We start from the raw sequence: 23586 nt of genomic DNA, 5'->3' as shown, positions 1-23586 counted from the left end.
GTGTCCGGCCGGGTCAGGGGGTGGTGCGGGGGCCGTCCTCCTCGTCGAGGTCGTCCTCCAGCTCCTCCTCGTCGAAGACCGCGCTCACATCGAAGCGGCACACCACGTGCTGCGGGTCGGCGTGGTCGAACGGGGTGCTCAGCCACTCGCCCGGTTCGGGAAGTTCCTCGGCGGCCGACACCCACAGCGTGGAGTCGCCCTCCTCCAGGCCGAACTCCTTGTGCCGGGAGGCGATTTCATCGGGTTCGTACTCGCCGAAGAGCACCCCGAGCGCGGCGTGCACACTGCTGCCGACGACCGGGACCGTGCGCTCGCCCTCCTCCGACTCGGGGTCGAGATCGGTGATCCGCCGGGCCTGGGCGAGCAGGCGCTGGGGCTCGGCCACCGCGTAGTCGCGGCGGATGAGGACGCTCAGGGCGTTGGGCTCCTCGGGGCCCGCGTAGGGCGGCAGCGAGTCGTCGGCGCCGGGGATCTCGAAAGGGGTCACCTCGTCGTAGCGGTCGTAGAGCCGCTCGTCGTACGCCTCGGCGGCCGCCGCGAGCGCGTTGAAGGCCTCGTACACATCGGGATCGTCGTCCCCCGTGCGGCGTTCCACCGCATCGAGGTGACGGTCCAGCGCGGCTTTGACCGCCTCGGCGGCGGCACGTACCTCGGCAGCGGTGGGCTGCGCAGCATCAGACATAGTGCAGACGCTATCCGTACCGGGCCTCTGCCCGCACAATAGATGCGATGGTGGAATACGAATTTGTCGACGTGTACGTCCCCCGCGGGGTGTCCCGCAAGGAGGCGACGCGTCTGCTGACCGACCATGCCGAGTACGGACACTGGGAGTTGGACCGACTGAGTCTGCACCGGGACGGCAGTCGCCGAGTGCGGCTGCGCAGGCGGATCATCCGCCAGGTGCGAGCCACGTGGTGAACGTGGATGCATGACGGAGCGGGCCCCGCGCGTGCGGGGCCCGCTCCGTCATGACAGCCCTACGGGGTCGGCCCGCCGGTACCCCTGCGGCTACTGCGCCGCGCGGCCGCGGCGGTAGAGCACCGCTCCGCCGAGCAGCAGACCCGCGGCGGCCGGAACGGCGAAGCCCAGGCCCTCCGAGCCGGTGTGCGCGAGCTGCGGGGCCGCGGCCAGGGCCTGCGCCTGGGCCTGGGAGGCGGTCACGGCGTGCGTGACCGGGACGCCGGCCCGGACGGGCGCGACGGGCCCCGCGGGCTTGGCCGGCTGGTGCGCGATCGGGCCGACCGGGTGCTGCGGGACACCGGGGTGACCCGGCTGACCGGGCTGTCCCGGGTGCTGCGGCTGTCCCGGGTGCCCGGGGTGGCCCGGCTGCCCCGGGTGCTGGGGCGGGCACGGCTGCTGGTGGCCGCCCGGGTGACCCGGGTGTCCGGGGTGCTGCGGCTTGCCCGGGTGGTGAGGCAGGCCGGGGTGGCCCGGGTGCTGGGGCTTGCCCGGGTGCTGGGGGGTGCCGGGGTGGCCCGCGTCGTTGGCACAGTCGTTGCCGAACGCGGGGTTGCCGACGCCGATCACGCTCACGCTGTTGCCGCAGAGGTTCACGGGCGCGTCGATGGGGGCCTGGACGTGGTTGCCGGAGCCCACGCCGGGCGAGTCGACGGCCTTCCCGTGGGCGACCGCACCGCCGCCCTGGTGCCCCTTGTTGGCACAGCCGTTGGCGAACGCCGGGCTGAGCAGGCCGACCACGTTCACGGTGTTGCCGCAGACGTTGACCGGCGCGTGCACCGGGAGCTGGACGGCGTTGCCGGACAGCACGCCCGGTGAGTTCGCGGCGCTGCCCTGGGCCGCCGAGTCGGCGTGCGCCGCGCCGCTGCCCATGGCGATGACCCCGCTCGCGGCCGCCATGGTGATCAGTCCCTTGCGGGTGACCTGTCGCATAGATTCGTTCCCTGCCTTCTGCCTTCCGGAAAGCCCGGCTGCGCCGTTGCGCCCGGGCTGAAATGCCGGGCGGCCCCGGAGTGCATGGCGCGCACTCCGGGGCCGCCCGGCTCAGACCCTCACGGGTTGAGGCACAACGTCACTTGTTGACGCAGGTGTTGCCGAAGGCGGGGTTCAGCAGCCCGATCACGGAGACCGTGTTGCCGCACAGGTTCACGGGGATGTGCACGGGGACCTGGATGACATTGCCGGAAGCGACACCCGGGGAGTGCACGGCGGCACCCTGGGCACCGGCGTCCGCGACAGCCAGACCCGCACCCGCGAGAACCAGACCACCAGTAACAGCCGCAGCAGCGACGACCTTCTTGATCATTACTTCCTCCTTGTTGGCATATGTGCGGTCCCAGCCGCGGACCGCACACCCTGTAACGAGGGGGAAGTTATGGGGCTACGAGCATATGAGTGCATTCACTCTTTTCAGTCTGATACGTACGTTCAAACGATTAGCGGAGCGCCACCCCGGTGCGTGGTGCCCGGTGTCCGCGGCCCTGCCCGACCTCGCGACCCGCCCCTCAGGAGGCGTCGATGAACCGGTCCAGGACCCGTACGCCGAACTTCAGGCCGTCGACCGGGACCCGCTCGTCGACGCCGTGGAACATCCCGGCGAAGTCCAGCTCCGGCGGCAGCTTCAGCGGCGCGAAGCCGAAGCCGCGGATGCCCAGGTCGTCGAAGGACTTGGCATCGGTTCCGGCCGAGAGCATGTACGGCACGGCACGGGCGATCGGGTCCTCGGCCTGCAGCGCGGTCTGCATGGCGTCCACCAGGGCACCGTCGAACGTGGTCTCCAGGGCCTTGTCCGCGTGCACGTCCTCGCGCTTCACGCGCGGGCCCAGGATGCGGTCCAGGTCGGCGAGGAACTCCTCCTCGTACCCCGGCAGGAACCGCCCGTCGACATGGGCGGTCGCCTGGCCCGGGATGACGTTGACCTTGTAACCGGCACCCAGCTGCGTCGGGTTGGCGGTGTTCTGGAGGGAGGCACCGATGAGCTTGGCGATGCCGCCGAGCTTGGCGAGGGTCTCGTCCATGTTCTCGGGGTCGAGCTCGGTGCCCAGCGCGTCCCCGAGCTCGTCGAGGAAGTGCCGCAGCGTCTTGGTCACCCGCACCGGGAACTTGTGCCGGCCAAGACGCCCCACCGCCTCGGACAGCTCGGTGATGGCGTTGTCCTTGTGGATCATCGAACCGTGTCCGGCGGTGCCGTCCACGGTCAGCTTCATCCAGTGCATGCCCTTCTGGGCCGTCTCGACGAGGTAGAGCCGCAGCTTCTCGTTGACGGTGAAGGAGAACCCGCCGACCTCGCTGATCGCCTCGGTGACGCCCTCGAAGAGCTCGGGGTGCTTGTCGACGAGGAAGCGCGCCCCGTAGGTGCCGCCGGCCTCCTCGTCCGCGAGGAAGGCGAGGACGATGTCGCGCGGGGGCTTGCGGCCGCTGCGCAGCCGGTCGCGCACGACCGCGAGGGTCATCGCGTCCATGTCCTTCATGTCGACCGCGCCGCGGCCCCACACGCAGCCGTCGGCGATCTCGCCGGCGAAGGGGTCGTGGGTCCAGTCGTCGGCGTTGGCCGGTACGACATCGGTGTGGCCGTGGATGAGCAGGGCGGGCCGGGACGGGTCCTCGCCCGCGATCCGGGCCACGGTGGAGGCGCGGCCCTTGTGGGACTCGAAGATCTTCGGCTCCAGGCCGACCTCCGCGAGCTTCTCCGCGACGTACTCCGCGGCCGCACGCTCACCGGGGCCGGAGTGGTCTCCGTAGTTGCTGGTGTCGATCCGGATCAGATCGCGACAGAGATCGACGACCTCGTCCTCACCGGTCACGCCGCCGGTCCGGATCGTGCTCGACTCGCTCACGCTGCTTCCTCCCGCTGTCGCTCCGCTTGGTCCTCCCCCATCCTCCCCCCCGCCCCCCTCGGCACCCAAGGGCGGCTTCCCGCCGACATCCGGAGTTCACGCAGGCCAGGGGGGTGATCGAGCACCCCCGGATGTTTGCTATTGTTTTCCACGTCGGAACGGGCACGGCCCGCGAGACAGACACCTTGTCCGGGTGGCGGAATGGCAGACGCGCTAGCTTGAGGTGCTAGTGCCCTTTATCGGGCGTGGGGGTTCAAGTCCCCCCTCGGACACCAGCAGGAACCCCACTTCGGTGGGGTTCTTTTGCGTTTCCGGGGACCTTCGCCGGTGGGTCCGATCGGGCGGCCCCCGCCCGCCTCCGCTCAGAGCCGGCGGAGGGCCAGGACCGCGTTGTGTCCGCCGAAGCCGAAGGAATCGCTCAGGACCAGGTCGCCGCACGGCGGCAGGGGGCGGGGGGTGTCGCGGACGATGTCCAGGCCGAGGCCCTCCTCCGGGTGGTCGCAGCCCACGGTCGGGGGGATCAGGCCGTCCCGCAGGGTGAGGACCGAGGCGATGGCCTCCACGCCGCCCGCTCCGCCCTGGAGGTGGCCGAGGGCGCCCTTGTTGGCCGTGACGGGGATGTCCCGGATCTGGCTGCCGAAGAGGCGGCCGAGCGCGAGGGCCTCCGTGCGGTCGCCCTCGACGGTCGCCGTGGCGTGCGCGTTCACATGGGCCACGTCGTCGGGCGTGGCCCCGGCGTCCGCGAGGGCGGAGCGCAGCGCGGCCTCGATGCCGCGCCCGTGGGGTTCGGGGGCCGCCATGTGGAAGGCGTCGGCGGACAGGCCCCAGCCGGCCGCCTCGCAGTAGATGCGGGCGCCGCGGGCCCGGGCGTGCTCCTCGTCCTCCAGGACCAGGACGCCTGCGCCCTCGCCCAGGACGAACCCGTCGCGGGCGTCGTCGAACGGCCGCGACGCGTGCTCGGGCTGGTCGTTGCGCCGCGACACGGCCCGCATCGCGGCGAACGCGGCGAGGATCTCCGGGGTGATCACGGCCTCGGTGCCGCCCGCGACCACGAGGTCGAGCCGTCCGCTGCGGATGGCGTCGACGGCCTGCCCGATCGCCTCCGTACCGGAGGCGCAGGCGGACACGAACGTGCGTGCCTCGCCACGGATGTCGAGGTCCTTGGACACCTGGGCGGCGGAGGCCGACGGCACGGTCATGGGCGTGGTGTGCGGCGAGACCGCCCTCGGTCCCCGCGCGATGAGCGCGAGCCGGCTCTCGACCATGACGGGGGCGCCCCCGATGATCGTGCCCATCGACACTCCGGTACGGGTCGGACGCAGCCCGCCGGCCACGGTCCCCCCGGGGTCCAGTCCGGCGTCCCGCCAGGCCTCGCGGGCGGCGACCAGAGCGAGCTGGGAGGACCGGTTCATCCGCCGCGCCAAGGGCCTCGGCAGCAGCTCGGCCGGATCGACGGCGGCCCGGGCGGCGAGCCGTACCGGAAGCCCGTCGAAGCCGGGCCCCTCCATCACGGAGACGCCGCAACGCCCTTCGAGCAGGCCCTGCCACAGCTCGGGCACGTCCGCGCCCAGCGGGCTGACCGCGCCGAGGCCGGTCACCACGACCCGGCGGCGCCGGGGGACGGCCCACTGCGCCGGGTCGGGCAGAGCGGCCGGGTCCACGCGTGTGGTGCGCACGACCTGGCGTTCGTAGCGGGGCATGACGCGCTCGACGTCGGGGCCGCCGGTCAGGGGCCTCAGGTGCAGCCGGGTCTTGGTCTCGGTCGCGGGTGCGGTGCGCACCACCACGAGCCAGGGACCGTCCGGGTCGGTCGCGATGACGTCTCCGGGCACCAGTTCACCCGTGGTGAGCAGCAGGCACTTTCCGCCCATGACCGACTCTTCGCTCATCCTGGACCCTCGGCTCATTGGCGACAGATACGGCTGTCCCCTGCGTAACCCCCTCAGGCAGCATGCCTCCCCGCGCGGATACCCGCAGGCCAGGAGAGGCCGCGGCGCGTCCGGGCGCCCACGCCCTCCCGTACGCACACGGCGCTGACCTGGGACTCTCTTGCCCCGGGCGGGGTCGGTGGGGTTCTCTGGTCCCGTGAGACGCAGATCCAGGACCCCCGACGCCCCGCTCGCGCAGCGCGATGGCATCGATCCGGTGCGTGTGCGGCTGCCGGCCGACCCCGAAGGGGCCTGGGCAACGGTGGGTGATCATCTGCGGGGCCGGTTCGGCGGGGCGATCGGCGTGGATCGAGTGGCCGCGATGCTGCGCGACGGGAGGTTCGTCGGGGCGGAGGGGGCGCTGAGCGGGAGGGAGGCGTACCGGGCGGGGACGTTCGTGTGGTTCCACCGGGACTTCGCCCCGGAGGTGCCGGTGCCGTTCGGGATCGGGATCGTGTACCGCGACGAGCGGATCGTGATCGCGGACAAGCCGCACTTCCTCGCGACCACCCCGCGCGGCCGGCACATCACCGAGACCGCGGTGGCCCGGCTGCGTCGGGATCTGGCGCTGCCCGCGCTCCAGCCCGCCCACCGCCTCGACCGTCTGACCGCGGGCCTCGCCCTGTTCGTGGTGCGGCCCGAGCACCGGGGCGCCTACCAGAGCCTGTTCAGCGGGCGCCGGGTGCGCAAGGAGTACGAGGCGATCGCGCCGTACGACCCGGGGGTCGCGCTGCCCGTGACGGTGCGCAGCCGGATCGTGAAGGAGCGCGGGGTCGTCGCCGCCCGCGAGGAGGCGGGCGAGCCCAACGCGGAGAGCCGGATCGAGCTGGCCGAGCGGCGCGGCGCCCTCGGTCGCTACCGCCTGCTGCCCGCAACCGGCCGCACCCATCAGCTGCGGGTCCACATGAACCGGCTCGGCCTGCCGATCCTCAACGATCCGGTGTATCCGGTGGTGCTTCCGGAAGCCGAGGAGGGGCACTTCGAGGATCCCCTCCAACTGCTCGCCCGGGTGCTTGAGTTCACCGATCCGGTGGACGGCCGGGCGCACCGGTTCGAGAGCCGGCTCCGCCTGGGAGCCTGGCCCGACGCGCAGGCATCGGACCAATAGGCGCTGCACGTACGGGAATTGGGTGTCCGAGGGCACTGGGGGCCCACAACGGTCCGACAGATGTGCAGGCTTGCGTGGCGCCGCCCGGCCGGCTCCCCGCCTGCGCGCGGGCAGTTGCCGGACGGGCCGGGTATGAGCATGCCGCGCCACCTACAGGGGCGCGGGGAACTGCGCGAGCAGCCGTCGACGGCCCGCGGCGAAAGACAAGGGGGCGCGGAGGTCCAGGCCCGCCGCCGGGAGGGGGCCCGGGCCCCCAAGGGGGGCTGGCGCGCCGGGCCCCCAGGGGGTCAGTGGCCCCGGGCGATCCACTCGGCCAGGTGGGGCGCCTCGGCTCCGACCGTGGTCGCATCGCCGTGCCCCGTACGGACGGCCGTACCGGACGGCAACGTCAGCAGCCGCTCCCTGATCGAGTCGATGATCGTCGGGAAGTCGGAGAAGGACCGCCCCGTCGCGCCGGGCCCGCCGGCGAACAGGGTGTCACCGGTGAAGACCGTGCCGAGGGCCGGCACGTGGAGGCAGACCGCACCCGGGGCATGCCCCGGGGTGTGGATCACCTCGAACTCCACGCCCGCGACCGCCACCCGCTGCCCGTCGCCCAGTTCACCGTCCGGCAGCCGGTCGGGATGCGTCTGCTTCCACAGCGGCAGGTCGTCGCGGTGCAGCAGGATCGGCGCGCCGGTGGCCTCCGCCAGGGCCGGCGCCGCGTCGATGTGGTCGTTGTGGGCGTGCGTGCACAGGATCGCCCGCAGGGTGCGGCCGCCCAGTGCCGTCAGGATGGCCTCCGCGTCGTGCGCGGCGTCGACGACGACGGCCTCCTCGTCGTCCCCGACGATCCACACGTTGTTGTCGACGTCCCACTCACCCCCGTCGAGAGCGAACGTGCCGGACGTGACCAGATGGTCAATGCGTGCGCGAACGGTCATCAGAACTCCACCACCGAACGCAGCACGTCACCCTCGTGCATCCGCTCGAAGGCCTTCTCGACCTCGTCGAGCGCGATCGTCTCGGTGACGAACGCCCCGAGGTCGATCCGCCCCTGCTGGTGCAGGTCGACCAGCATCGGGAAGTCCCGCGAGGGCAGGCAGTCGCCGTACCAGGAGGACTTCAGGGCGCCGCCCCGGCCGAAGACGTCCAGGAGCGGGAGTTCGAGGGTCATGTCGGGGGTCGGCACGCCGACCAGGACGACCGTGCCCGCCAGGTCACGGGCGTAGAACGCCTGCTTGTACGTCTCGGGGTGGCCCACCGCCTCGATGACGACGTCCGCCCCGTTGCCGCCGGTCAGCTCGCGGATCGCCTCGACGGCGTCCTGGCTGCGGGAGTTGACGGTGTGCGTGGCGCCCATCGTCTTGGCCGTGGCCAGCTTGCGGTCGTCGATGTCCACCGCGATGATCTTCGCCGCGCCCGCGAGCCGGGCGCCGACGACCGCCGCGTCACCGACGCCGCCGCAGCCGATGACGGCGACGGAGTCGCCCCGGCCGACGTTGCCGGTGTTGATGGCCGCGCCGATGCCGGCCATGACCCCGCAGCCGAGCAGCCCCGCCACCGCCGGGGAGACCGCCGGGTCGACCTTGGTGCACTGGCCCGCAGCGACCAGGGTCTTCTCGGCGAACGCCCCGATGCCGAGCGCCGGGGACAGCTCGGTTCCTCCCCCAAGGCCTCCGGCCAGGGAGGTGCCCCCAAGCAGCGTCATCTTCTGCTTCGCGTTGTGCGTGTTGAAGCAGTACTGCGGGCGGCCGCGCAGACAGGCGCGGCAACTGCCGCACACCGCACGCCAGTTGAGGATCACGAAGTCGCCGGGCGCGACATCGCTGACGCCCTCGCCGACCGACTCCACGATGCCGGACGCCTCGTGGCCGAGCAGGAAGGGGAAGTCGTCGTTGATGCCGCCCTGCTTGTAGTGCAGATCGGTGTGGCAGACGCCGCAGGCCTGGATCTTCACCACCGCCTCGCCGGGGCCCGGGTCGGGCACCACGATGGTCTCCACCCGTACGGGCTGGTTCTTCCCCGGTGCGATGACCCCTTGGACCTGCTGCGACATGCCGCCACTCCCTGCTTCGTACCGTCGGGTGTATTCGGGTGTATCAGGAATACACCTTATGAGGTGGCCGCGTGCACCCGTCGGCCACCGACATAGGTCGCGAGCACCCGGGTCGCACCGATCTCCTCCGGCGGCCCCGCGTAGGGGTCGCGGTCGAGCACCGCGAGGTCGGCGAGCGCGCCCGGCCGGATCGAGCCCGTGTCGTCGAGGTGGTTCACGTACGCCGTTCCCGCGGTGTACGCGGCGAAGGCCGCGGTCAGGGTGATGCGCTGCTCCGGCAGGAACACCGGGCCCTTCTCACCGGGGGCGACCCGGTTCACCGCGGTGTGGATGCCCTGCATCGGGTCGGGGCTGCTGACCGGCCAGTCCGAGCCCGCCGCGACCGTCGCCCCGGAGCGGAGCAGCGCCGCGAACGGGTACTGCCAACCGGCCCGCTCGGCGCCGAGGAAGGGGATGGTCAGCTCGTCCATCTGAGGTTCGTGGGAGGCCCACAGGGGCTGGATGTTGGCGGTGGCACCGAGCGCGCGGAAGCGGTCGATGTCGTCGGGGTGGACGATCTGGAGGTGGGCCAGGTGCGGCCGGGTGTCCGTCCACCCGTTGGCCTCGCGGGCGGCCTGCACCGCGTCGAGGGCCTCGCGCACCGCCCGGTCGCCGAGCGCGTGGAAGTGGGCCTGGAAGCCGAGGGCGTCCAACTGTGTGACGTAGCCGCGCAGTTCGGCCGGGTCGACGAAGCTGGTTCCGGTGTTGGCGGTGGCGCAGCCGCAGGCGTCGAGGTACGGGCCGAGCAGGGCGGCGGTGCCGGTCTCCGCGACCCCGTCCTGCATGATCTTCACCGTGCCGGCGCGGAACCGACCGCGGCTCACCTCCCTTCGCCGCTCGACCAGTTCGGGGATCTGCTCCGCGCCACGCTCGCGATCCCACCACAGGGCGCCGACGACCCGCGCGGTCAGCGACCCGTCGCGCGCCGCGGCCACGTAGGCGTCGGCGGGGTCGTCCATGGAGCCGAAGTTCCCGACGATCGCGTCCTGCCAGGCGGTGATCCCGTACGAGTGGAGGTGGGCCTGGGCGCGCAGCAGGGCCGCCAGGCGGTCGGCGGGGGTCGAGCGGGGGGTGATCCGGCCGACCAGGTCCATGGCCCCCTCCTGGAGCAGCCCGGTCGGCTCACCGGAGGCGTCGCGTTCGATGCGACCGTCGGCCGGGTCGGGGGTGTGCCGGGTGTGGCCGGCGACGGCGAGGGCTCGGGAGTTGACCCAGGCCCCGTGGTGATCCCGGTTGGGAAGGTAGACGGGCCGGTCGGGCACGACGCGGTCAAGCAGGTCGCGGGTCGGGCTACCGCCCTCGAAGGCCTCCATCGACCATCCGCCCCCGGTGATCCACTCCTGTTCGGGGTGCGCATCGGCGTAGGCGCGTACCGCGTCGAGCGTGTCGGCCGCCGTGCGCAGACCCGTGAGGTCGCAGCCGGCCAGTTCGATGCCGGCCGAGACGGGGTGGACATGGGCGTCCTGGAAGCCGGGGACCAGCAACTTGCCCGCAAGATCGACGACTTGGGTCTTCGGGCCGATCAGTTCGCGCACCTCGTCGTGGCCGACAGCGGTGATGCGGTCCCCGGTGACGGCCACGGTGGTGGCGCGGGAGCGGGCGGCGTCCAGAGTGAGGACCGGGCCGCCGGTGAAGACGAGGTCGGCGGGGTCGTGGCGCATGGGGGATTCCGTTCTGCGAGGGAGTGCTGCGGGTGACGGGGACGGTTTCGGGGGCGGGCCCGGGCGGTGTGCCGGGACCGGTGGCTCGGACGGCGTCGGATGCGGCGCCGAGTGGCGTGCCGGGGACGCCGGTGGCTCAGACGGCTTCGGGTGCGGCGCCGAGCGGCGCCGGGTCCGCCGCCGCGGCGGAGAGGCCGGTGACGAAGTACGGTGATTTCCTTACCCACTTGGCCCAGGCGGCGGCCGCGACGCCGCTGAGCAGCATCGCGGCGGGGCACGCGAGCATGAACCACCCGTTGTCGGGGCTCACTTCGAAGTGGTCGGCCGAGGTGTAGAAGGTCCAGGCGAGATAGCCGCCGAGACCGAGCAGGAACAGCGCGCTCAGCACCGGGATCACCACGGCACGCACCGCCTCGACCACGCTCTCCCGCAACGCCCCCCGGAAGCGGCTCGCGGCGGCGAGGGCGGTCAGCGCGTAGTAGAGGGACACCACGATCCCGATGGCGTTGACGGAGGCGAGGATCAGGTCGCCGATCTTGGGGATGAGCAGCGAGAGCACGGCGATGCCCGCCGCGACGCAGCCGATCGCGACGGTACCGGCCGCCGGCGTCCCGTAGCGGGGGCTGACCTTGAGCCAGAGCGGGCCGAGCGTGCGGTCGCGGCTCATCGCGAACATGCCGCGGACCGTGGGGATGACCCCGGACTGGAGCGAGGCGACCGCCGAGAAGGTCAGCGCGACCAGCGGCAGGGCGGCGAGCGGCTGAGTGGCGAGCCGGTCGCCGAAGAAGGTGAGGCCTTGTGCGCCATGACCCACCAACTCGTCGGCGGAGAGCACCCGTTGGAAGGCGAACGAGCCCAGCAGGAACAGGCCGAGCATGGTGAACAGGGTGACGAGCCCGGCCTTGGAGGCGTCCTCGGGCTTCTTGATCTCCTCGTTCACGCTGAAGGTCGACTCGAAGCCCCAGTAACAGAAGACCGAGAGCAGCAGCCCCTGGGCGAGCGCCTGGCCGGAGGGGATGGTGAACGGGTTCAGCCAGTCGAGGCTGAAGGGGTGCGGGCCCTTGACCAGTCCGTATCCGCAGAAGCCGAGCAGCACCGCGTACTCGAAGACCAGGAGCCACTTCTGGAGGGCGGCGGCCGAGCGGGTGCCGATGACCGCGGTGAAGGTGACGGCGACCAGGATCACGATGCCGATGGCGGTGGACTGGGCCGTGGAGTCGGGGTCCAGGCGCAGGCCGCCGAGCGTGTGCAGGCCCGTCTCGCCGGCCAGTTGGATCAGGGCGGAGCCGGTGACGGCGGTGGTGTAGGCGAGGAAGACGACGGTGGAGACGATGCCGATCCAGCCGGTCAGGAAGCCCAGCCAGGGGCTGAGCGAGCGGCCCACCCACACATAGCCGCTGCCCATGTTGGGCTCGACCTTGTTGAGCCGGGTGTATGCGCTCGCGATGCCGAGGATCGGGATGAACGCCAGCAGCATCACGATCGGCAGGTGCAGTCCCACCGCGCCCGCGGTGACGCCGAGTCCGATGCCGATGCTGGTGGTGGCCGCCGTGGAGGAGGCGGCGATGGCGACGCCGTCCAGGACGCCGAGGCTCTTGCGCAGAACGGGTGGGTCACTGCCGTATGGAGTGCGCACGGTCGCTCCTTCGCCGAGGGGCGCTTTTCGGCCCCGATGGCGGCACATCGAACTCCGGGTGGAGCCAGTGCGTCAACGGCGTTGTCATAAGGTGCACCGGTCCGTAGGGTGCGGCGCATGAGCGAGCGAGTCGTGGCGGACGGGGAGCGACGCAGGCGGCGGCCCACCAAGCGGGGCACGGTGCTGTCGGAGGAGCTGATCGTCGAGACCGCGCTGCGCCTGATCGGCGAGCACGGGGCGGCGGCCCTGACCGTGCGCCGGCTCGGCACGGCGCTCGGCGCGGACCCGAGCGCGCTGTACCGGTACTTCCACGACACCGACGACCTGCTGCTCGCGGTGGCGGACGAGCTGATCGGACGTACCCTGCGGTCCTGGCGGGCGACCGGTGAGTGGCGGGCGGACCTGCGCTCGCTCGGCCTGCGCATCCACGCCGACTACCAGGCCCACCCGCAGGCGGCGGTGCTGACCTGTACCCGGGTGACGGGCCGGGTCCACGAGATGCGTTCGGTGGAGACGATCCTCGGCATCCTGCGCGGGGCCGGGTTCCCGGATGCCGAGGCGGTGCGGATCTACCACGTGTTCGTGGACCAGACCCTGGCGTTCGCGGCCCTGGACGCCACGGTGCTCACCCTGCCGCGGGAGTCCCGGACGCTGGAGGAGAGGACCTGGCGGGAGCGGTACGCGCGGCTCGGCCCCGACACCCATCCGCAGGTGGCCGCCACCGCGCCGATCCTGGTGGCGGAGATGGGCCGCAGCGCCTATCCGGCGGCCCTGGAGATGATGCTGGCAGCGGCCGAGGCCCGGCTGCGGCACGTACGGGCGTGAGCCCGACGGAAGCCGGGCGCGGGACGGGTACGCGCGAGGGCGGCGCCCCGTGGTCGGGGTGCCGCCCTCGCGCGTGTGCCGGGACTGGCGGGGCTACGGCCGGGGCTTGTCCGCGGCGAGCGCGCCGACCCGCTTGCGGACGACGAACCAGCCGCCGACCAGCAGCGCCGCGATGATCGGGAGGCAGTAGACCGTGGTGCGGCCGACACCGCCGCCGTACCACATCAGGAACGCGACGGTCGCGAGGAAGACCAGCGTCACGATCTGCGTGTAGGGCGCCCAGGGCAGCCGGTAGGAGGGGCGCTCCAGGCTGCCCTCCTGCGCACGGCGCCAGAACAGCAGCGAACAGATCATGATCATCGCCCAGGTGCCGAGGATGCCGATGGAGGCGAAGTTCAGCACGATCTCGAAGGCGTCGTCCGGGACGAAGCCGTTCAGGGCGACGCCGAGGACGCCGAAGAAGGCGGTGAACAGGACGCCGCCGTACGGCACCTTGCCCTTGTTCATGACGCCGACGAACTTGGGCGCCGAGCCCGCCAGCGACATCGAGCGCAGGATGCGGCCGGTGGAGTACAGGCCGGAGTTGAGGCTGGAGAGGGCCGCGGTGAGCACCACCAGGTTCATCACGCCCGCCGCACCCGGCACGCCGACCTTGTCGAGGACGGTGACGAACGGGCTCTGGTTCTCGGAATACTCGGTGTACGGCAGCAGCAGCGCGAGCAGCACCACGGAGCCGACGTAGAAGATGCCGACCCGCCACATGATCGAGTTGATCGCCTTGGGCAGGACCTTGTGCGGGTTCTCCGTCTCGCCCGCGGCGACGCCGCACAGCTCGACCGAGGCGTACGCGAAGACGACGCCCTGGATGACGAGCAGCATGGGCAGCATGCCCATCGGGAAGATGCCGCCGTGGCTGGTGATGTTGGCGAAGCCCGGCGTGGAGCCGTCCACGTCGTGCTGGGTCACCACGAGGTAGATGCCGACCAGCATGAAGGCGACGAGCGCGACCACCTTGATGATCGCGAACCAGAACTCCATCTCGCCGAAGTACTTCACCGAGATGAGGTTGGCGGTGAGGACCACCGCGAGCGCGACGAGCGCGCAGACCCACTGCGGCACGCTGCTGAACATGGCCCAGAAGTGGGCGTAGGTCGCGGCCGCGGTGATGTCGGCGACGGCGGTGGTCGACCAGTTCAGGAAGTACAGCCAGCCCGCCGTGTAGGCGCCCTTCTCGCCCATGAACTCACGGGCGTAACTGACGAAGGCGCCCGAGGAGGGGCGGTAGAGCACGAGCTCGCCGAGGGCCCGTACGACGAAGAAGGCGAAGACGCCGCAGACCGCGTACGCGATCGCGAGGGAGGGGCCCGCGCCCGCCATCCGGCCGCCGGCACCGAGGAAGAGCCCGGTGCCTATCGCGCCGCCGATGGCGATCATGTTGATGTGGCGGGACTTGAGGTCCTTGCTGTAACCGGCGTCACCGGCGTCGATGTGGGGGGTGCCCGTCGTCGCCCCCGCAGGGGCACTCTGGGTCTCGGCCGCAGGCATGCGGTCACTCATGGAGTAGTTCGCCTTTGTGAGGGGTCATGCGGTCGTGCGGGACCGGTCGTGCCGGTGACGCAGGTCGTCACCGTGGCGGGGACTAGCGTCACCATGGCACGGACCAGCGGCCCATAGTTCCGCCTGGCGGCACAGTTTGGCAGTGGTCAATGTCACGTACAGGCAGATTTGAGGTGTTTCTGAGGTAACCGAAAGGTATCCCGGGCTCGGAATTCGTTGCTCAGGGTACCTATGGCGCGAGGACGTCCAGCTCCTGGAGTGCGCCCACCGCGATCTCCCGGGTCAGCCGCTCGGCCTCGGCGGCGTCGCGGGCACGGACCGCCTCGGCCACCCGCACGTGCAAAGTGACGGCGGCCGGATCGGGGTCGGGAAACATCACCTGGTGATGGGTGCGGCCGGTGAGGACCTCGGCCACCACGTCGCCGAGCCGGGCGAACATCTCGTTGCCGGACGCGTCGAGCACGATCCGGTGGAAGGCCACGTCGTGCACGAGGTACGCCTCCAGCCGGCGCCCGCGCGAGGTCGCGACCATGCCGAGGGCCTGCTCGGTGAGGTCCGCGCATTGGGCCGGGGTGGCCCGCAGGGCCGCGAGGCCGGCGGCGACCGGCTCCACGGCGGAGCGCAGCACGGTCAGCGAGCGGAGCTGGCGCGGGCGGTCGGCGCCGGCCAGGCGCCAGCGGATGACCTGCGGGTCGTACACGTTCCACTGCTCGGCCGGCTGGACGGTCACGCCGACCCGGCGCCGGGACTCGACCAGATACATGGACTCCAGGACCCGGATCACCTCGCGCACCACCGTGCGCGAGACGTCGAAGCGCTGGGCGAGCTCGTCGGTGCGCAGGACGCTGCCGGGCGGGTACGCGCCGGCGGTGATCGCCAGACCCAGGCTTTCGAGCACATGCGTATGGAGGCCCCGGGCCCGAGTCGTCATGTCCCAAGCCTACGGGCCACCATCGAGGCCACAAAAGTATGACTTTTAAATCACGACCTCTTGAATATGTCGTACCTAATGGGTTTGAGTGTCGGCGAAGGACATCGATGTCGAAGAGGACAGCGAGGCACCACCCGCCATGAACACCCCCCTGACCGTCGTCGTGATGGGCGTTGCCGGAACCGGCAAGACCACCATCGGGCCGCTGGTCGCAGAACGGCTCGGCGTCCCCTACGCCGAGGGCGACGACTTCCACCCCGCGGCCAACGTCGCCAAGATGTCCGCGGGCATCCCCCTGGACGACGACGACCGATGGCCCTGGCTGGACGCGATCGGCGCCTGGGCACACGGCCGGGCCGGGCACGGCGGGGTGGTGAGCAGCTCCGCGCTCAAGCGGAGTTACCGCGACCGGCTCCGCGCGGCCGCCCCCGGAGTCGTCTTCCTGCATCTGACCGGCGACCGCGCGCTCATCGAGCACCGGATGGCCGAGCGCAAGGGCCACTTCATGCCGGCCGCGCTGCTCGACTCGCAGTTCGCCACCCTCCAGCCGCTGGGCCCCGACGAGGCGGGCACCGCCGTCGACGTGTCCGGCACCCCCGAGGACATCGCGGAGCGGGCCGCCGCCGCGCTGCGAACGCTCACCAAGTAAGGAATCCCACCGTGACCAGACTCAGCGTCGAGTTCCTGGCAGCGGACGCCACGCAGCCGATCACCTCGGCCGGCCACGCCCAACTGGGCATCGCCGTACTCGCGGGCATCGCCGTCATCGTCCTGCTCATCACCAAGTTCAAGCTGCACGCCTTCCTGTCGCTGACCATCGGCTCGCTGGCGCTCGGCGCCTTCGCGGGTGCCCCGCTCGACAAGGTCATCACCAGCTTCAGCGCGGGCCTCGGCAGCACCGTCGCCGGCGTGGGTGTGCTGATCGCGCTCGGCGCGATCCTCGGCAAGCTGCTCGCCGACTCCGGCGGCGCCGACCAGATCGTCGACACCATCCTGGCCAAGGCCGGGAAGTCCGGCGGGCGGGCGATGCCCTGGGCGATGGTGGCCATCGCCTCGATCATCGGTCTTCCGCTGTTCTTCGAGGTCGGCATCGTGCTGCTGATCCCGGTGGTGCTGCTCGTCGCCAAGCGCGGCAACTACTCGCTGATGCGGATCGGCATTCCGGCGCTGGCCGGTCTGTCCGTGATGCACGGCCTGATCCCGCCGCACCCGGGGCCGCTCGTCGCCATCGACGCGATCGGCGCCAACCTCGGGGTGACCCTCGCGCTCGGCGTGGTCGTCGCCATCCCGACGGTGATCATCGCGGGCCCGGTGTTCTCGAAGTACGCGGCCCGCTGGGTCGACATCCCGGCCCCGGACAAGATGGTCCCCTCCCGTCCCTCGGAGGACCTGGAGAAGCGCCCCAGCTTCGGCGCGACCATCGTCACGGTGCTGCTCCCGGTGGTCCTGATGCTGGCCAAGGCGCTGGTGGACATCGTGATCGACGACCCGAAGAACCACCTCCAGCGGGTCACCGACGTCATCGGCTCGCCGCTGATCGCCCTGCTCGCCGCGGTCCTGGTCGCGATCTTCACCCTGGGCCGGGCCGCCGGGTTCACCAAGGAGCGCATCTCGACGACCGTCGAGAAGTCCCTCGCGCCGATCGCGGGCGTCCTGCTGATCGTGGGTGCGGGAGGCGGCTTCAAGCAGACGCTGATCGACGTGGGCGTCGGCCAGATGATCCTGGACTTCTCCAAGGACTGGGCGATCCCCTCGCTGCTGCTCGCCTGGCTGATCGCGGTGGCGATCCGGCTCGCGACGGGCTCGGCGACCGTGGCGACGATCTCCGCGGCGGGCCTGGTCGCGCCCCTCGCGGCCGACATGTCGACCGCGCACGCGGCGCTGCTCGTGCTCGCCGTCGGCGCCGGCTCCCTCTTCTTCAGCCATGTGAACGACGCCGGGTTCTGGCTGGTGAAGGAGTACTTCGGGATGAGCGTCGGCCAGACGATCAAGACCTGGTCGGTGATGGAGACGATCATCTCCGTGGTGTCGCTCGGCTTCGTCCTGCTGCTGTCGCTGATCGTCTAGCCGGTCCTCCACTCGGTCGTCGAGTCGCGCTCCTGTCACTCGTCGCCGCGTGGGGCGTCGTCCAACTCCGGCTCCCACAAAGGGTGTTCGCGCTCGGCCCACGGCCGGTCGACCGACCCGGTGCGCATGCCACGGCGTGCCACCGGGTCGCCGATCGCCATCCACACGTGCCCGGCGACCACGATGCCGACCGCCAGCGACAGCCAGTCGTGCACGAACGTGGACCCGATCCGCACCTCGATGGGCGCCAGGTGCGTGAACCACATCAGCAGCCCGGTCCCCAGCATCACCAGGGCGGCCCCGGCGATCCAGCCCGCGTACACCTTCTGCCCGGCGTTGAACTTGCCCGAAGGCCGCGGCTCGCGCTCCCGGCGCAGGGCCGTGCGCAGCCAGGTGCGGTCGTACGGGTGGAAGCGGTTGAGGCGGCCCAGGTCGGCGCGGAACGCGCGCGAGGCCAGGCCGAGCAGGACCGGCACCGGGAGCAGCGCCCCGCAGATCTCGTGCACCCGCACCACCAGTTCGCGCCGACCCACCGCCTCGGCGAACTGCGGGACGTAGAGGACCGCCGCGGTGACCACACAGGCGCCCATCAGCCAGGCCGTGGTCCGGTGCACCCACCGCTCCCCCGGCGTGAACCGCCGTACCGAGCGCGGGAGTTCAGGAGGTGGGGTGGTCCTCGCGTCCGTTGGACCGGCCGACCCAGGCGTCGATGTCATAGCCCCGCTCCTCCCAGAATCCCCGCTCGACCTTTTGTGTCACGGTGATCCCGGACAGCCATTTCGCCGACTTGTAGAAGTACATGGGCGCCACGTACAGGCGGACCGGCCCGCCGTGCGCGTGGCTGACCGGCTTGTCCTGCATGCTCAGCGCGATCAACACGTCGTCGCGGCGCGCCTGTTCGAGGGTGAGGCTCTCGCTGTAGGCGCCGTCGAAGCTGGTGAAGCGGACGGCGCCGGCCCCCGGCCGCACCCCCGCCGCGTCCAGGAGGCGGGACAGCTGGACCCCGGCGAACGGGGTGCCGGGCACCCGCCAGCCGGTCACGCACTGCACGTCACGCACCAGCCGGGTCTGCGGCAGCGCGCGCAGCGCGTCCAGGGTGTAGGTGGCGGGCCTGGTGACCAGGCCGTCGACGGTGAGCCGGTAGTCGGCGGCGCTCCGGTCGGGCACCGACGACGTGACCGAGTAGTAGCGGAAGCCGCCGCCGTTGGGCAGCAGACCGGTGAGCCCGGTGGGGTCCTTGTCGGCGGCCGCGCCGAGGAACGATTCGAGGCCGCCCTGCACATAGCGCGCCGTGGCGACCCCGGCCACGCCGAGTCCGAGCATGCCGAGCACGAGCCGGCGCCCCACGGGTGTGCCCCGCGCGGGCGACGGCGTTGGTTCTGGTGTCACCCGACGATTCGAACACCCGGCGGCCGGTCCTGCCAGGGGCCACGGCCGTACGTCACCGTTCCGTCAGGATTTCCCCAGCCGGCTCACAGGCGGGTGCCGCGGCCGGACTCCCGTGCCCCGGGTCCACGCGGCCCCGGCAGCGCCCCGGGCACCGGGCAGGCCTCCTCGCCCAGGCCGATCCCGGCGTGTGCCCCGGGTCTGCGCGCCCGCAGCACCAGCCCGTACCCGAGGCCCACGAGCAGGGCGAGGACGACGATCCCGGGCAGCGCCCAGGTGAGCGCGTCGTCCGGGCCCGCCCCGGTCAGCACGGGGAGCTGCCGGACGCTGTACCCGGCGATGCCGAGCAGCGCGATGCCCGCGGCGCCCGCGGCGAGCAGCCGCCACAGCTGGGCACGGGCCTCTCCCCGGCGGACGAAGAAGACGATCACGGCGAGGGACGCGGCGGCCATCAGGAGGACCACCCCGAGCACGCCGACGCTGCCCGTCCAGGTGAACAGGTGCGTGACGGGGGCGGTCGGGTCGCCGGCCGGCCAGCGGTCGGTGAGCGCGAAGGCCGCCACCACGGCCACCGACACCACGGTCTGGAACAGCGAACCGGCCGCCGGGGCCCCGCTGGTGGGGCTGGTCCGGCCGAACCCGGCAGGCAGCAGGCCGTCGCGGCCCATGGCGAAGACGTACCGGGCGACCACGTTGTGCAGGCTGAGCAGTGCGGCGAACGCGCCGGTCACGAACACGACGTGCAGGACGTCGCCGAAGGTGGTGCCGAGGTTCTTCCCGGCGAGCGCGAACAGCAGCCCGGAGCCCTGCTTCTGGGCCGAGTCCACGATGTCCTGCGGGCCCGCCGCGAGCGTGAGCGCCCAGGAGCTGAGCGCGAGGAAGGCGGACACGAGGCCGACGGCGAGGAACAGCACGCGCCGCACGACGACCCGCGGACGGCTGGTCTCCTCGGCGTACGCCGGGGCCTGTTCGAAGCCGATGAACGCGGCGACGCAGAAACACAGGGCGATGCCGGCGCTGCCGTGCTCCAGGGCGTGCGGGTTGAAGGCGTGCGGCGAGAGGCGGCCGGTGGCCGGCTTCGCGAGGGCGGCGAGGTCGAAGACGACGACGAAGGCGACCTCGATGAGCAGGAGCACGCCGAGCACCCTGGCGTTGAGGCCGATCCTCAGCCGGCCGAGACCGCCGACCAGGGCGACCGCGAGCAGCGCGGGCACCCACCAGTCGATGGTGACGCCGCGGTAGGTGTCGAGCAGGGACGACACCTCGAAGCCGAACACGCCGTAGACGCCGACCTGCAGCGCGCTGTAGGCGGCGAGCGCCCCATGGGCGGCGCAGGCACCCGCGGTCGGGCCGAGGCCGCGGGCTATGTACGCGTAGAGCGCGCCCGCGTTGCGCACATGGCGGCTCATCTCGGCGTACCCGACGGCGAACAGGCCGAGCACGACGCCGAGGACCAGGAAGAGCAGCGGCTGTCCGACGACGCCCGTCGCGTCGAAGGCGGTGGGCATCGTCCCGGCCACGGCCATCAGGGGCGCGCTCGCCGCGAGGACCGAGAGCAGCAGCCCCGGGGTGCCGAGACGGCCGGTGCGCAGTGCCCGTTCCGGTTCCTCGTACGTGCTGGTCTCGGGTTCGCTGGTCCGGCTCGGCATGCGGGGTCGGCCCTTTCGGTGGTTTCCGGTGAGACCACACTTACGGCATCGCCCGCACGGAGAGTTCGCCAGAGCGTGAATGCGCGTTGAACGCGTGCGCGATGGTCACCGACAGCAAATCCCCGGCCGCCGCCGCACGTCAAGGCCTTTCGGTCCCCGCCGCGGGCAGCGAACACGGTCCTCCCGCCGGGGCCTTGTGGTCCGGCCGGACCACGGGCGCCCGCCCGGCCGGACCGAGGACGCCTAGGACACCGCCTTCGCGGCGGCGCGTCCGGCAGCCCGGCCCGAGAAGATGCAGCCGCCGAGGAAGGTGCCCTCAAGGGAGCGGTAGCCGTGTACTCCACCGCCGCCGAACCCGGCCGCCTCGCCCGCCGCGTACACACCCGGCAGGGGCTCGCCGCCCGCGGTGAGCACGCGCGAGGACAGGTCGGTCTCCAGTCCGCCGAGCGACTTGCGGGTCAGGATGTGCAGCTTGACCGCGATGAGCGGGCCGGCCTTCGGGTCGAGGATGCGATGCGGGGGCGCGGTGCGGATGAGCTTGTCGCCGAGGTAGTTGCGCGCACCCCGGATCGCGGTGACCTGAAGGTCCTTGGTGAACGGGTTGACGATCTCGCGGTCGCGGGCCACGATCTCGCGGCGCAGCGCGGCCTCGTCGATGAGGGGTTCGTCGGTGAGCGCGTTCATGCCGCGCACCAGCGAGGCCAGGTCCTTCTCGACGACGAAGTCGGCGCCGTGGTCCATGAACGCCTTCACCGGGCCCGGCACGTCGGCCCGGGCCCGCCCGAGGACACCGCGTACGGACTTGCCGGTCAGATCGGGATTCTGCTCGGAGCCCGACAGCGCGAACTCCTTGCCGATGATCTTCTGGTCGAGCACGAACCACGTGTAGCCGTACCCGGTCTTCATGATGTGGTCGAGGGTGCCGAGGGTGTCGAAGCCGGGGAAGAGCGGTACCGGCAGGCGGTTGCCGCGCGCGTCCAGCCAGAGCGATGAGGGGCCGGGCAGGATGCGGATGCCGTGCTTGGCCCAGATGGGGTTCCAGTTCTGGATGCCCTCGGTGTAGTGCCACATGCGGTCGCGGTTGATGTGGTGGGCCCCGGCCCGCTCGGTGATGCCGAGCATGAGGCCGTCGACGTGGGCGGGGACACCGGAGAGCAGATGGTCGGGCGGGGTGCCGAGCCGCTCGGGCCACTGGGCCCGTACGAGGTCGTGGTTGCCGCCGATGCCGCCGCTGGTCACGACGACCGCCTGCGCCGTAAGCTCGAAGGATCCGGTGACGGTCCGGGTCGACGCCGTCCCGCGCTCGGCGCCGGACGGCTCCAGGATCTCGCCCGTCACGGTGTCGACGGCCCCGGCACTGCTCCCGAGGCCCGTCACGCGGTGCCGGAACCTGAACCGGACGAGCCCCCGGGCGGCGGCCTCCCGCACCTTCCGCTCGAACGGGGCCACGATGCCGGGTCCGGTGCCCCAGGTGATGTGGAAGCGGGGAACGGAGTTGCCATGCCCGTTGGCGTCGTAACCGCCCCGCTCGGCCCAGCCCACCACGGGGAAGAACCGGACTCCCCGGGCGTGCAGCCACGCCCGCTTCTCGCCGGCCGCGAAGTCGACGTAGGCCTCGGCCCACTTGCGCGGCCAGTGGTCCTCGGCCCGGTCGAAGCCGGCCGTTCCGTACCAGTCCTGGAGGGCGAGGTCCCGGCTGTCCTTGACCCGCATGCGGCGCTGCTCGGGCGAGTCCACCAAGAAGAGCCCGCCGAACGACCAGTGGGCCTGGCCGCCGAGCGACTGCTCGGGCTCCTGGTCGAGCAGGATCACCTTCTTGCCGGCGTCCACCAGCTCCGCCGTGGCCACCAGGCCCGCGAGCCCCGCCCCGATCACGATCACATCGGCGTCGTACGCCATGGGCCGCTCACTCCGCTCGTCCGCCAAGTTACCCGTGCGTCAGATCTTGGGCGGGCCACCACCGCGCGTCAACCGTCACGGTCCGCCCACCCGGGAGGCGGCCCGGCCCCGGTGGCGCTAGGGTCGGCCAAGTCGGCGCCCCCCGGCCGTACTTGAGGTGTACGTCGTGTCGGTTCTGGTCCTCGTCCTCGCCGTGAGCGCAGCGTGCTGTCTGGGCTCGGGCTTCGTGCTGCAGCAGAACGCGGCGCAACACGCCCCGATCGGCGACTTCCTGTCGCCCCGGCTGCTGCTCGACCTGGTGCGCATGCCGCGCTGGCTGGCCGGGATAGGCCTGATGGTGGCGGGCATGGTGCTGAGCGCGCTGGCGCTGGGCTGGGGCGAGGTCTCGCTGGTCGAGCCGCTGGTCGCCACCAACCTGTTCTTCGCCATGTGGCTGTCCCGGCTCTGGACGCGCCAGCCGCTGGGCCGCCAGGGCTGGGCGGGGCTCGCGCTGCTCGCCGGCGGGGTCACCGCGTTCATCGTCGCGGGCCAGCCGCACGGCAGCGTCTCGGAGGCCGGGGCGCTGCGGCACTGGCTCATCGTGGGCGTGGTCGTCGGCATCGCGCTGCTCCTGGCCGGTCTCGCCAAACACGATCGGCTCAGCGTGGCCGCCCCGGTCATGCTGGCCATCGCGGCCGGTCTGCTCTACGGCCTCCAGGACGCCCTGACCCGGATCAGCGGCCAGCACCTCTCGGCGGGCGGCTGGCCGGAGCTGATGTCGAGCTGGCAGCCGTACGGGGTCATCGCGCTCGGGGTGACCGGGCTCGTCCTGGTGCAGAGCGCCTTCGAGACGGCCCCGCTGCGGATGTCGCTGCCCGCCCTGACGGCCGCCCAACCGCTGGCCGGGATCGCCTGCGGGGTCGGGTTCCTCGGCGACCAGCTGCGGACCGACGCGGGCGCGCTGGCCTGGGAGGCGGCCGGTCTCGCCGCGATCGTGGCGGGCATCGTGCTGCTCGGGCTGCACCCGGCCATGCCGTCGGGCACGGCGTCCAAGGAGGAGAGCCGGGATCTCCAGCCGCACTGAGGCGC

21 protein-coding genes and 1 tRNA gene are annotated in these 23586 nt (G+C 71.9%); 7 read left to right on the top strand and 15 right to left on the bottom strand.

The features are described from left to right. Nucleotides 1-13 precede the first annotated feature (13 nt). The gene (locus IE267_RS28905) at nt 14-682 is read right to left on the bottom strand and encodes a hypothetical protein (protein ID WP_167154533.1); all 669 of its coding nucleotides are present in this window, start codon (nt 680-682) and stop codon (nt 14-16) included. A gap of 47 nt (nt 683-729) precedes the next feature. Between IE267_RS28905 and IE267_RS28900 the strand changes: the two genes are divergently transcribed. Further along, the gene (locus tag IE267_RS28900; RefSeq protein ID WP_100577052.1) at nt 730-918 is read left to right on the top strand and encodes a DUF5703 family protein; all 189 of its coding nucleotides are present in this window, start codon (nt 730-732) and stop codon (nt 916-918) included. Nucleotides 919-1008: 90 nt separating this feature from the next. On the opposite strand, the gene IE267_RS28895 is transcribed toward IE267_RS28900, so the two are convergent. The 3 genes from IE267_RS28895 to IE267_RS28885 form a co-directional block, all read right to left on the bottom strand. Next, nucleotides 1009-1890 (bottom strand): chaplin family protein, encoded by an 882-nt coding sequence (locus IE267_RS28895; protein WP_189765248.1) that lies wholly within the window; start codon nt 1888-1890, stop codon nt 1009-1011. Between the two features lie 139 nt (nt 1891-2029). After that, on the bottom strand, nt 2030-2263 hold the full coding sequence (gene chpH, locus IE267_RS28890; RefSeq protein WP_161252022.1) for a chaplin ChpH: 234 nt from the start codon (nt 2261-2263) through the stop codon (nt 2030-2032). Nucleotides 2264-2462: 199 nt separating this feature from the next. Next, nucleotides 2463-3794: a M20/M25/M40 family metallo-hydrolase gene (locus IE267_RS28885; RefSeq protein WP_189765246.1), complete on the bottom strand. Its 1332-nt coding sequence runs from the start codon at nt 3792-3794 to the stop codon at nt 2463-2465. Between the two features lie 187 nt (nt 3795-3981). On the opposite strand from IE267_RS28885, the gene IE267_RS28880 reads away from it, so the two are divergent. Next, nucleotides 3982-4069, top strand: a tRNA-Leu gene (locus IE267_RS28880). An 87-nt stretch (nt 4070-4156) separates the two neighbouring features. On the opposite strand, the gene IE267_RS28875 is transcribed toward IE267_RS28880, so the two are convergent. Beyond that, nucleotides 4157-5683 (bottom strand): beta-ketoacyl-[acyl-carrier-protein] synthase family protein, encoded by a 1527-nt coding sequence (locus tag IE267_RS28875; protein ID WP_229861477.1) that lies wholly within the window; start codon nt 5681-5683, stop codon nt 4157-4159. Between the two features lie 196 nt (nt 5684-5879). Between IE267_RS28875 and IE267_RS28870 the strand changes: the two genes are divergently transcribed. Beyond that, on the top strand, nt 5880-6830 hold the full coding sequence (locus tag IE267_RS28870; RefSeq protein WP_167154522.1) for a pseudouridine synthase: 951 nt from the start codon (nt 5880-5882) through the stop codon (nt 6828-6830). Nucleotides 6831-7117: 287 nt separating this feature from the next. Here the strand turns inward: IE267_RS28870 and IE267_RS28865 are convergent, their stop codons facing one another. The 4 genes from IE267_RS28865 to IE267_RS28850 all read right to left on the bottom strand — a co-directional run bounded on the left by IE267_RS28865 (nt 7118) and on the right by IE267_RS28850 (nt 12252). Further along, nucleotides 7118-7753 carry an MBL fold metallo-hydrolase gene (locus tag IE267_RS28865; protein WP_189765245.1) on the bottom strand — a complete coding sequence of 212 codons (636 nt, stop codon included), beginning with the start codon at nt 7751-7753 and terminating at the stop codon, nt 7118-7120. Continuing rightward, nucleotides 7753-8868, bottom strand: coding sequence for an S-(hydroxymethyl)mycothiol dehydrogenase (locus IE267_RS28860; RefSeq protein ID WP_189765244.1), 1116 nt, complete (start codon nt 8866-8868; stop codon nt 7753-7755). Before IE267_RS28860 ends, IE267_RS28865 begins: the two co-directional genes overlap by 1 nt. Before the next feature lie 56 nt (nt 8869-8924). Further along, entirely contained in the window at nt 8925-10568 is a 1644-nt protein-coding gene (locus tag IE267_RS28855; RefSeq protein WP_189765242.1) for an amidohydrolase, read from the bottom strand. A gap of 136 nt (nt 10569-10704) precedes the next feature. After that, nucleotides 10705-12252, bottom strand: a complete 1548-nt coding sequence (locus tag IE267_RS28850) for an APC family permease (RefSeq protein WP_189765240.1) — start codon at nt 12250-12252, stop codon at nt 10705-10707. Between the two features lie 69 nt (nt 12253-12321). Here IE267_RS28850 and IE267_RS28845 point away from each other — a divergent pair, with 69 nt between their 5' ends. Beyond that, the gene (locus IE267_RS28845) at nt 12322-13029 is read left to right on the top strand and encodes a TetR/AcrR family transcriptional regulator (protein WP_161244738.1); all 708 of its coding nucleotides are present in this window, start codon (nt 12322-12324) and stop codon (nt 13027-13029) included. Nucleotides 13030-13122: 93 nt separating this feature from the next. Here IE267_RS28845 and IE267_RS28840 read toward each other — a convergent pair whose 3' ends face one another. Both IE267_RS28840 and IE267_RS28835 read right to left on the bottom strand, forming a co-directional pair. Continuing rightward, nucleotides 13123-14586, bottom strand: coding sequence for an amino acid permease (locus IE267_RS28840; RefSeq protein ID WP_167154503.1), 1464 nt, complete (start codon nt 14584-14586; stop codon nt 13123-13125). 229 nt (nt 14587-14815) lie between these two features. Then, complete coding sequence (locus IE267_RS28835) at nt 14816-15517, bottom strand: FadR/GntR family transcriptional regulator (protein WP_167154498.1); 702 nt, start codon at nt 15515-15517, stop codon at nt 14816-14818. Between the two features lie 139 nt (nt 15518-15656). On the opposite strand from IE267_RS28835, the gene IE267_RS28830 reads away from it, so the two are divergent. Then, nucleotides 15657-16166, top strand: coding sequence for a gluconokinase (locus IE267_RS28830; protein WP_167156395.1), 510 nt, complete (start codon nt 15657-15659; stop codon nt 16164-16166). A gap of 11 nt (nt 16167-16177) precedes the next feature. Further along, complete coding sequence (locus IE267_RS28825; RefSeq protein ID WP_189765239.1) at nt 16178-17584, top strand: GntT/GntP/DsdX family permease; 1407 nt, start codon at nt 16178-16180, stop codon at nt 17582-17584. 35 nt (nt 17585-17619) lie between these two features. Here IE267_RS28825 and IE267_RS28820 read toward each other — a convergent pair whose 3' ends face one another. The 4 genes from IE267_RS28820 to IE267_RS28805 all read right to left on the bottom strand — a co-directional run bounded on the left by IE267_RS28820 (nt 17620) and on the right by IE267_RS28805 (nt 22518). Continuing rightward, nucleotides 17620-18300 (bottom strand): cytochrome b/b6 domain-containing protein, encoded by a 681-nt coding sequence (locus IE267_RS28820; RefSeq protein ID WP_189765237.1) that lies wholly within the window; start codon nt 18298-18300, stop codon nt 17620-17622. Further along, nucleotides 18242-18973, bottom strand: coding sequence for a molybdopterin-dependent oxidoreductase (locus IE267_RS28815; protein WP_229861476.1), 732 nt, complete (start codon nt 18971-18973; stop codon nt 18242-18244). Before IE267_RS28815 ends, IE267_RS28820 begins: the two co-directional genes overlap by 59 nt. Nucleotides 18974-19056: 83 nt before the next feature. Beyond that, nucleotides 19057-20619 (bottom strand): APC family permease, encoded by a 1563-nt coding sequence (locus tag IE267_RS28810; RefSeq protein ID WP_189765235.1) that lies wholly within the window; start codon nt 20617-20619, stop codon nt 19057-19059. 243 nt (nt 20620-20862) lie between these two features. Further along, a complete protein-coding gene (locus IE267_RS28805; protein ID WP_189765233.1) occupies nt 20863-22518 on the bottom strand; it encodes an FAD-binding dehydrogenase in 1656 nt (551 codons plus the stop codon). A 166-nt stretch (nt 22519-22684) separates the two neighbouring features. On the opposite strand from IE267_RS28805, the gene IE267_RS28800 reads away from it, so the two are divergent. Beyond that, nucleotides 22685-23581, top strand: coding sequence for a DMT family transporter (locus IE267_RS28800; protein ID WP_189765232.1), 897 nt, complete (start codon nt 22685-22687; stop codon nt 23579-23581). Nucleotides 23582-23586 lie beyond the last annotated feature (5 nt).

This window comes from Streptomyces xanthochromogenes, assembly GCF_014650455.1.
Taxonomy (GTDB): domain Bacteria; phylum Actinomycetota; class Actinomycetes; order Streptomycetales; family Streptomycetaceae; genus Streptomyces; species Streptomyces xanthochromogenes.
The sequence above is the reverse complement of the archived record's forward strand: the minus strand, read 5'-3'. Positions and strand labels throughout refer to the sequence as shown.

Coding starts and splice junctions, on each gene's coding strand:
- IE267_RS28860 (WP_189765244.1), bottom strand. CDS start 8,868: ATGTCGCAGCAGGTCCAAGGGGTCATCGCACCGGGGAAGAACCAGCCC.
- IE267_RS28820 (WP_189765237.1), bottom strand. CDS start 18,300: ATGACATCGACGCCTGGGTCGGCCGGTCCAACGGACGCGAGGACCACC.
- IE267_RS28905 (WP_167154533.1), bottom strand. CDS start 682: ATGTCTGATGCTGCGCAGCCCACCGCTGCCGAGGTACGTGCCGCCGCC.
- IE267_RS28810 (WP_189765235.1), bottom strand. CDS start 20,619: ATGCCGAGCCGGACCAGCGAACCCGAGACCAGCACGTACGAGGAACCG.
- IE267_RS28830 (WP_167156395.1), top strand. CDS start 15,657: ATGAACACCCCCCTGACCGTCGTCGTGATGGGCGTTGCCGGAACCGGC.
- IE267_RS28865 (WP_189765245.1), bottom strand. CDS start 7,753: ATGACCGTTCGCGCACGCATTGACCATCTGGTCACGTCCGGCACGTTC.
- IE267_RS28850 (WP_189765240.1), bottom strand. CDS start 12,252: ATGTGCCGCCATCGGGGCCGAAAAGCGCCCCTCGGCGAAGGAGCGACC.
- IE267_RS28845 (WP_161244738.1), top strand. CDS start 12,322: ATGAGCGAGCGAGTCGTGGCGGACGGGGAGCGACGCAGGCGGCGGCCC.
- IE267_RS28875 (WP_229861477.1), bottom strand. CDS start 5,683: ATGAGCGAAGAGTCGGTCATGGGCGGAAAGTGCCTGCTGCTCACCACG.
- IE267_RS28900 (WP_100577052.1), top strand. CDS start 730: ATGGTGGAATACGAATTTGTCGACGTGTACGTCCCCCGCGGGGTGTCC.
- IE267_RS28855 (WP_189765242.1), bottom strand. CDS start 10,568: ATGCGCCACGACCCCGCCGACCTCGTCTTCACCGGCGGCCCGGTCCTC.
- IE267_RS28840 (WP_167154503.1), bottom strand. CDS start 14,586: ATGAGTGACCGCATGCCTGCGGCCGAGACCCAGAGTGCCCCTGCGGGG.
- chpH (WP_161252022.1), bottom strand. CDS start 2,263: ATGATCAAGAAGGTCGTCGCTGCTGCGGCTGTTACTGGTGGTCTGGTT.
- IE267_RS28895 (WP_189765248.1), bottom strand. CDS start 1,890: ATGCGACAGGTCACCCGCAAGGGACTGATCACCATGGCGGCCGCGAGC.
- IE267_RS28805 (WP_189765233.1), bottom strand. CDS start 22,518: ATGGCGTACGACGCCGATGTGATCGTGATCGGGGCGGGGCTCGCGGGC.
- IE267_RS28835 (WP_167154498.1), bottom strand. CDS start 15,517: ATGACGACTCGGGCCCGGGGCCTCCATACGCATGTGCTCGAAAGCCTG.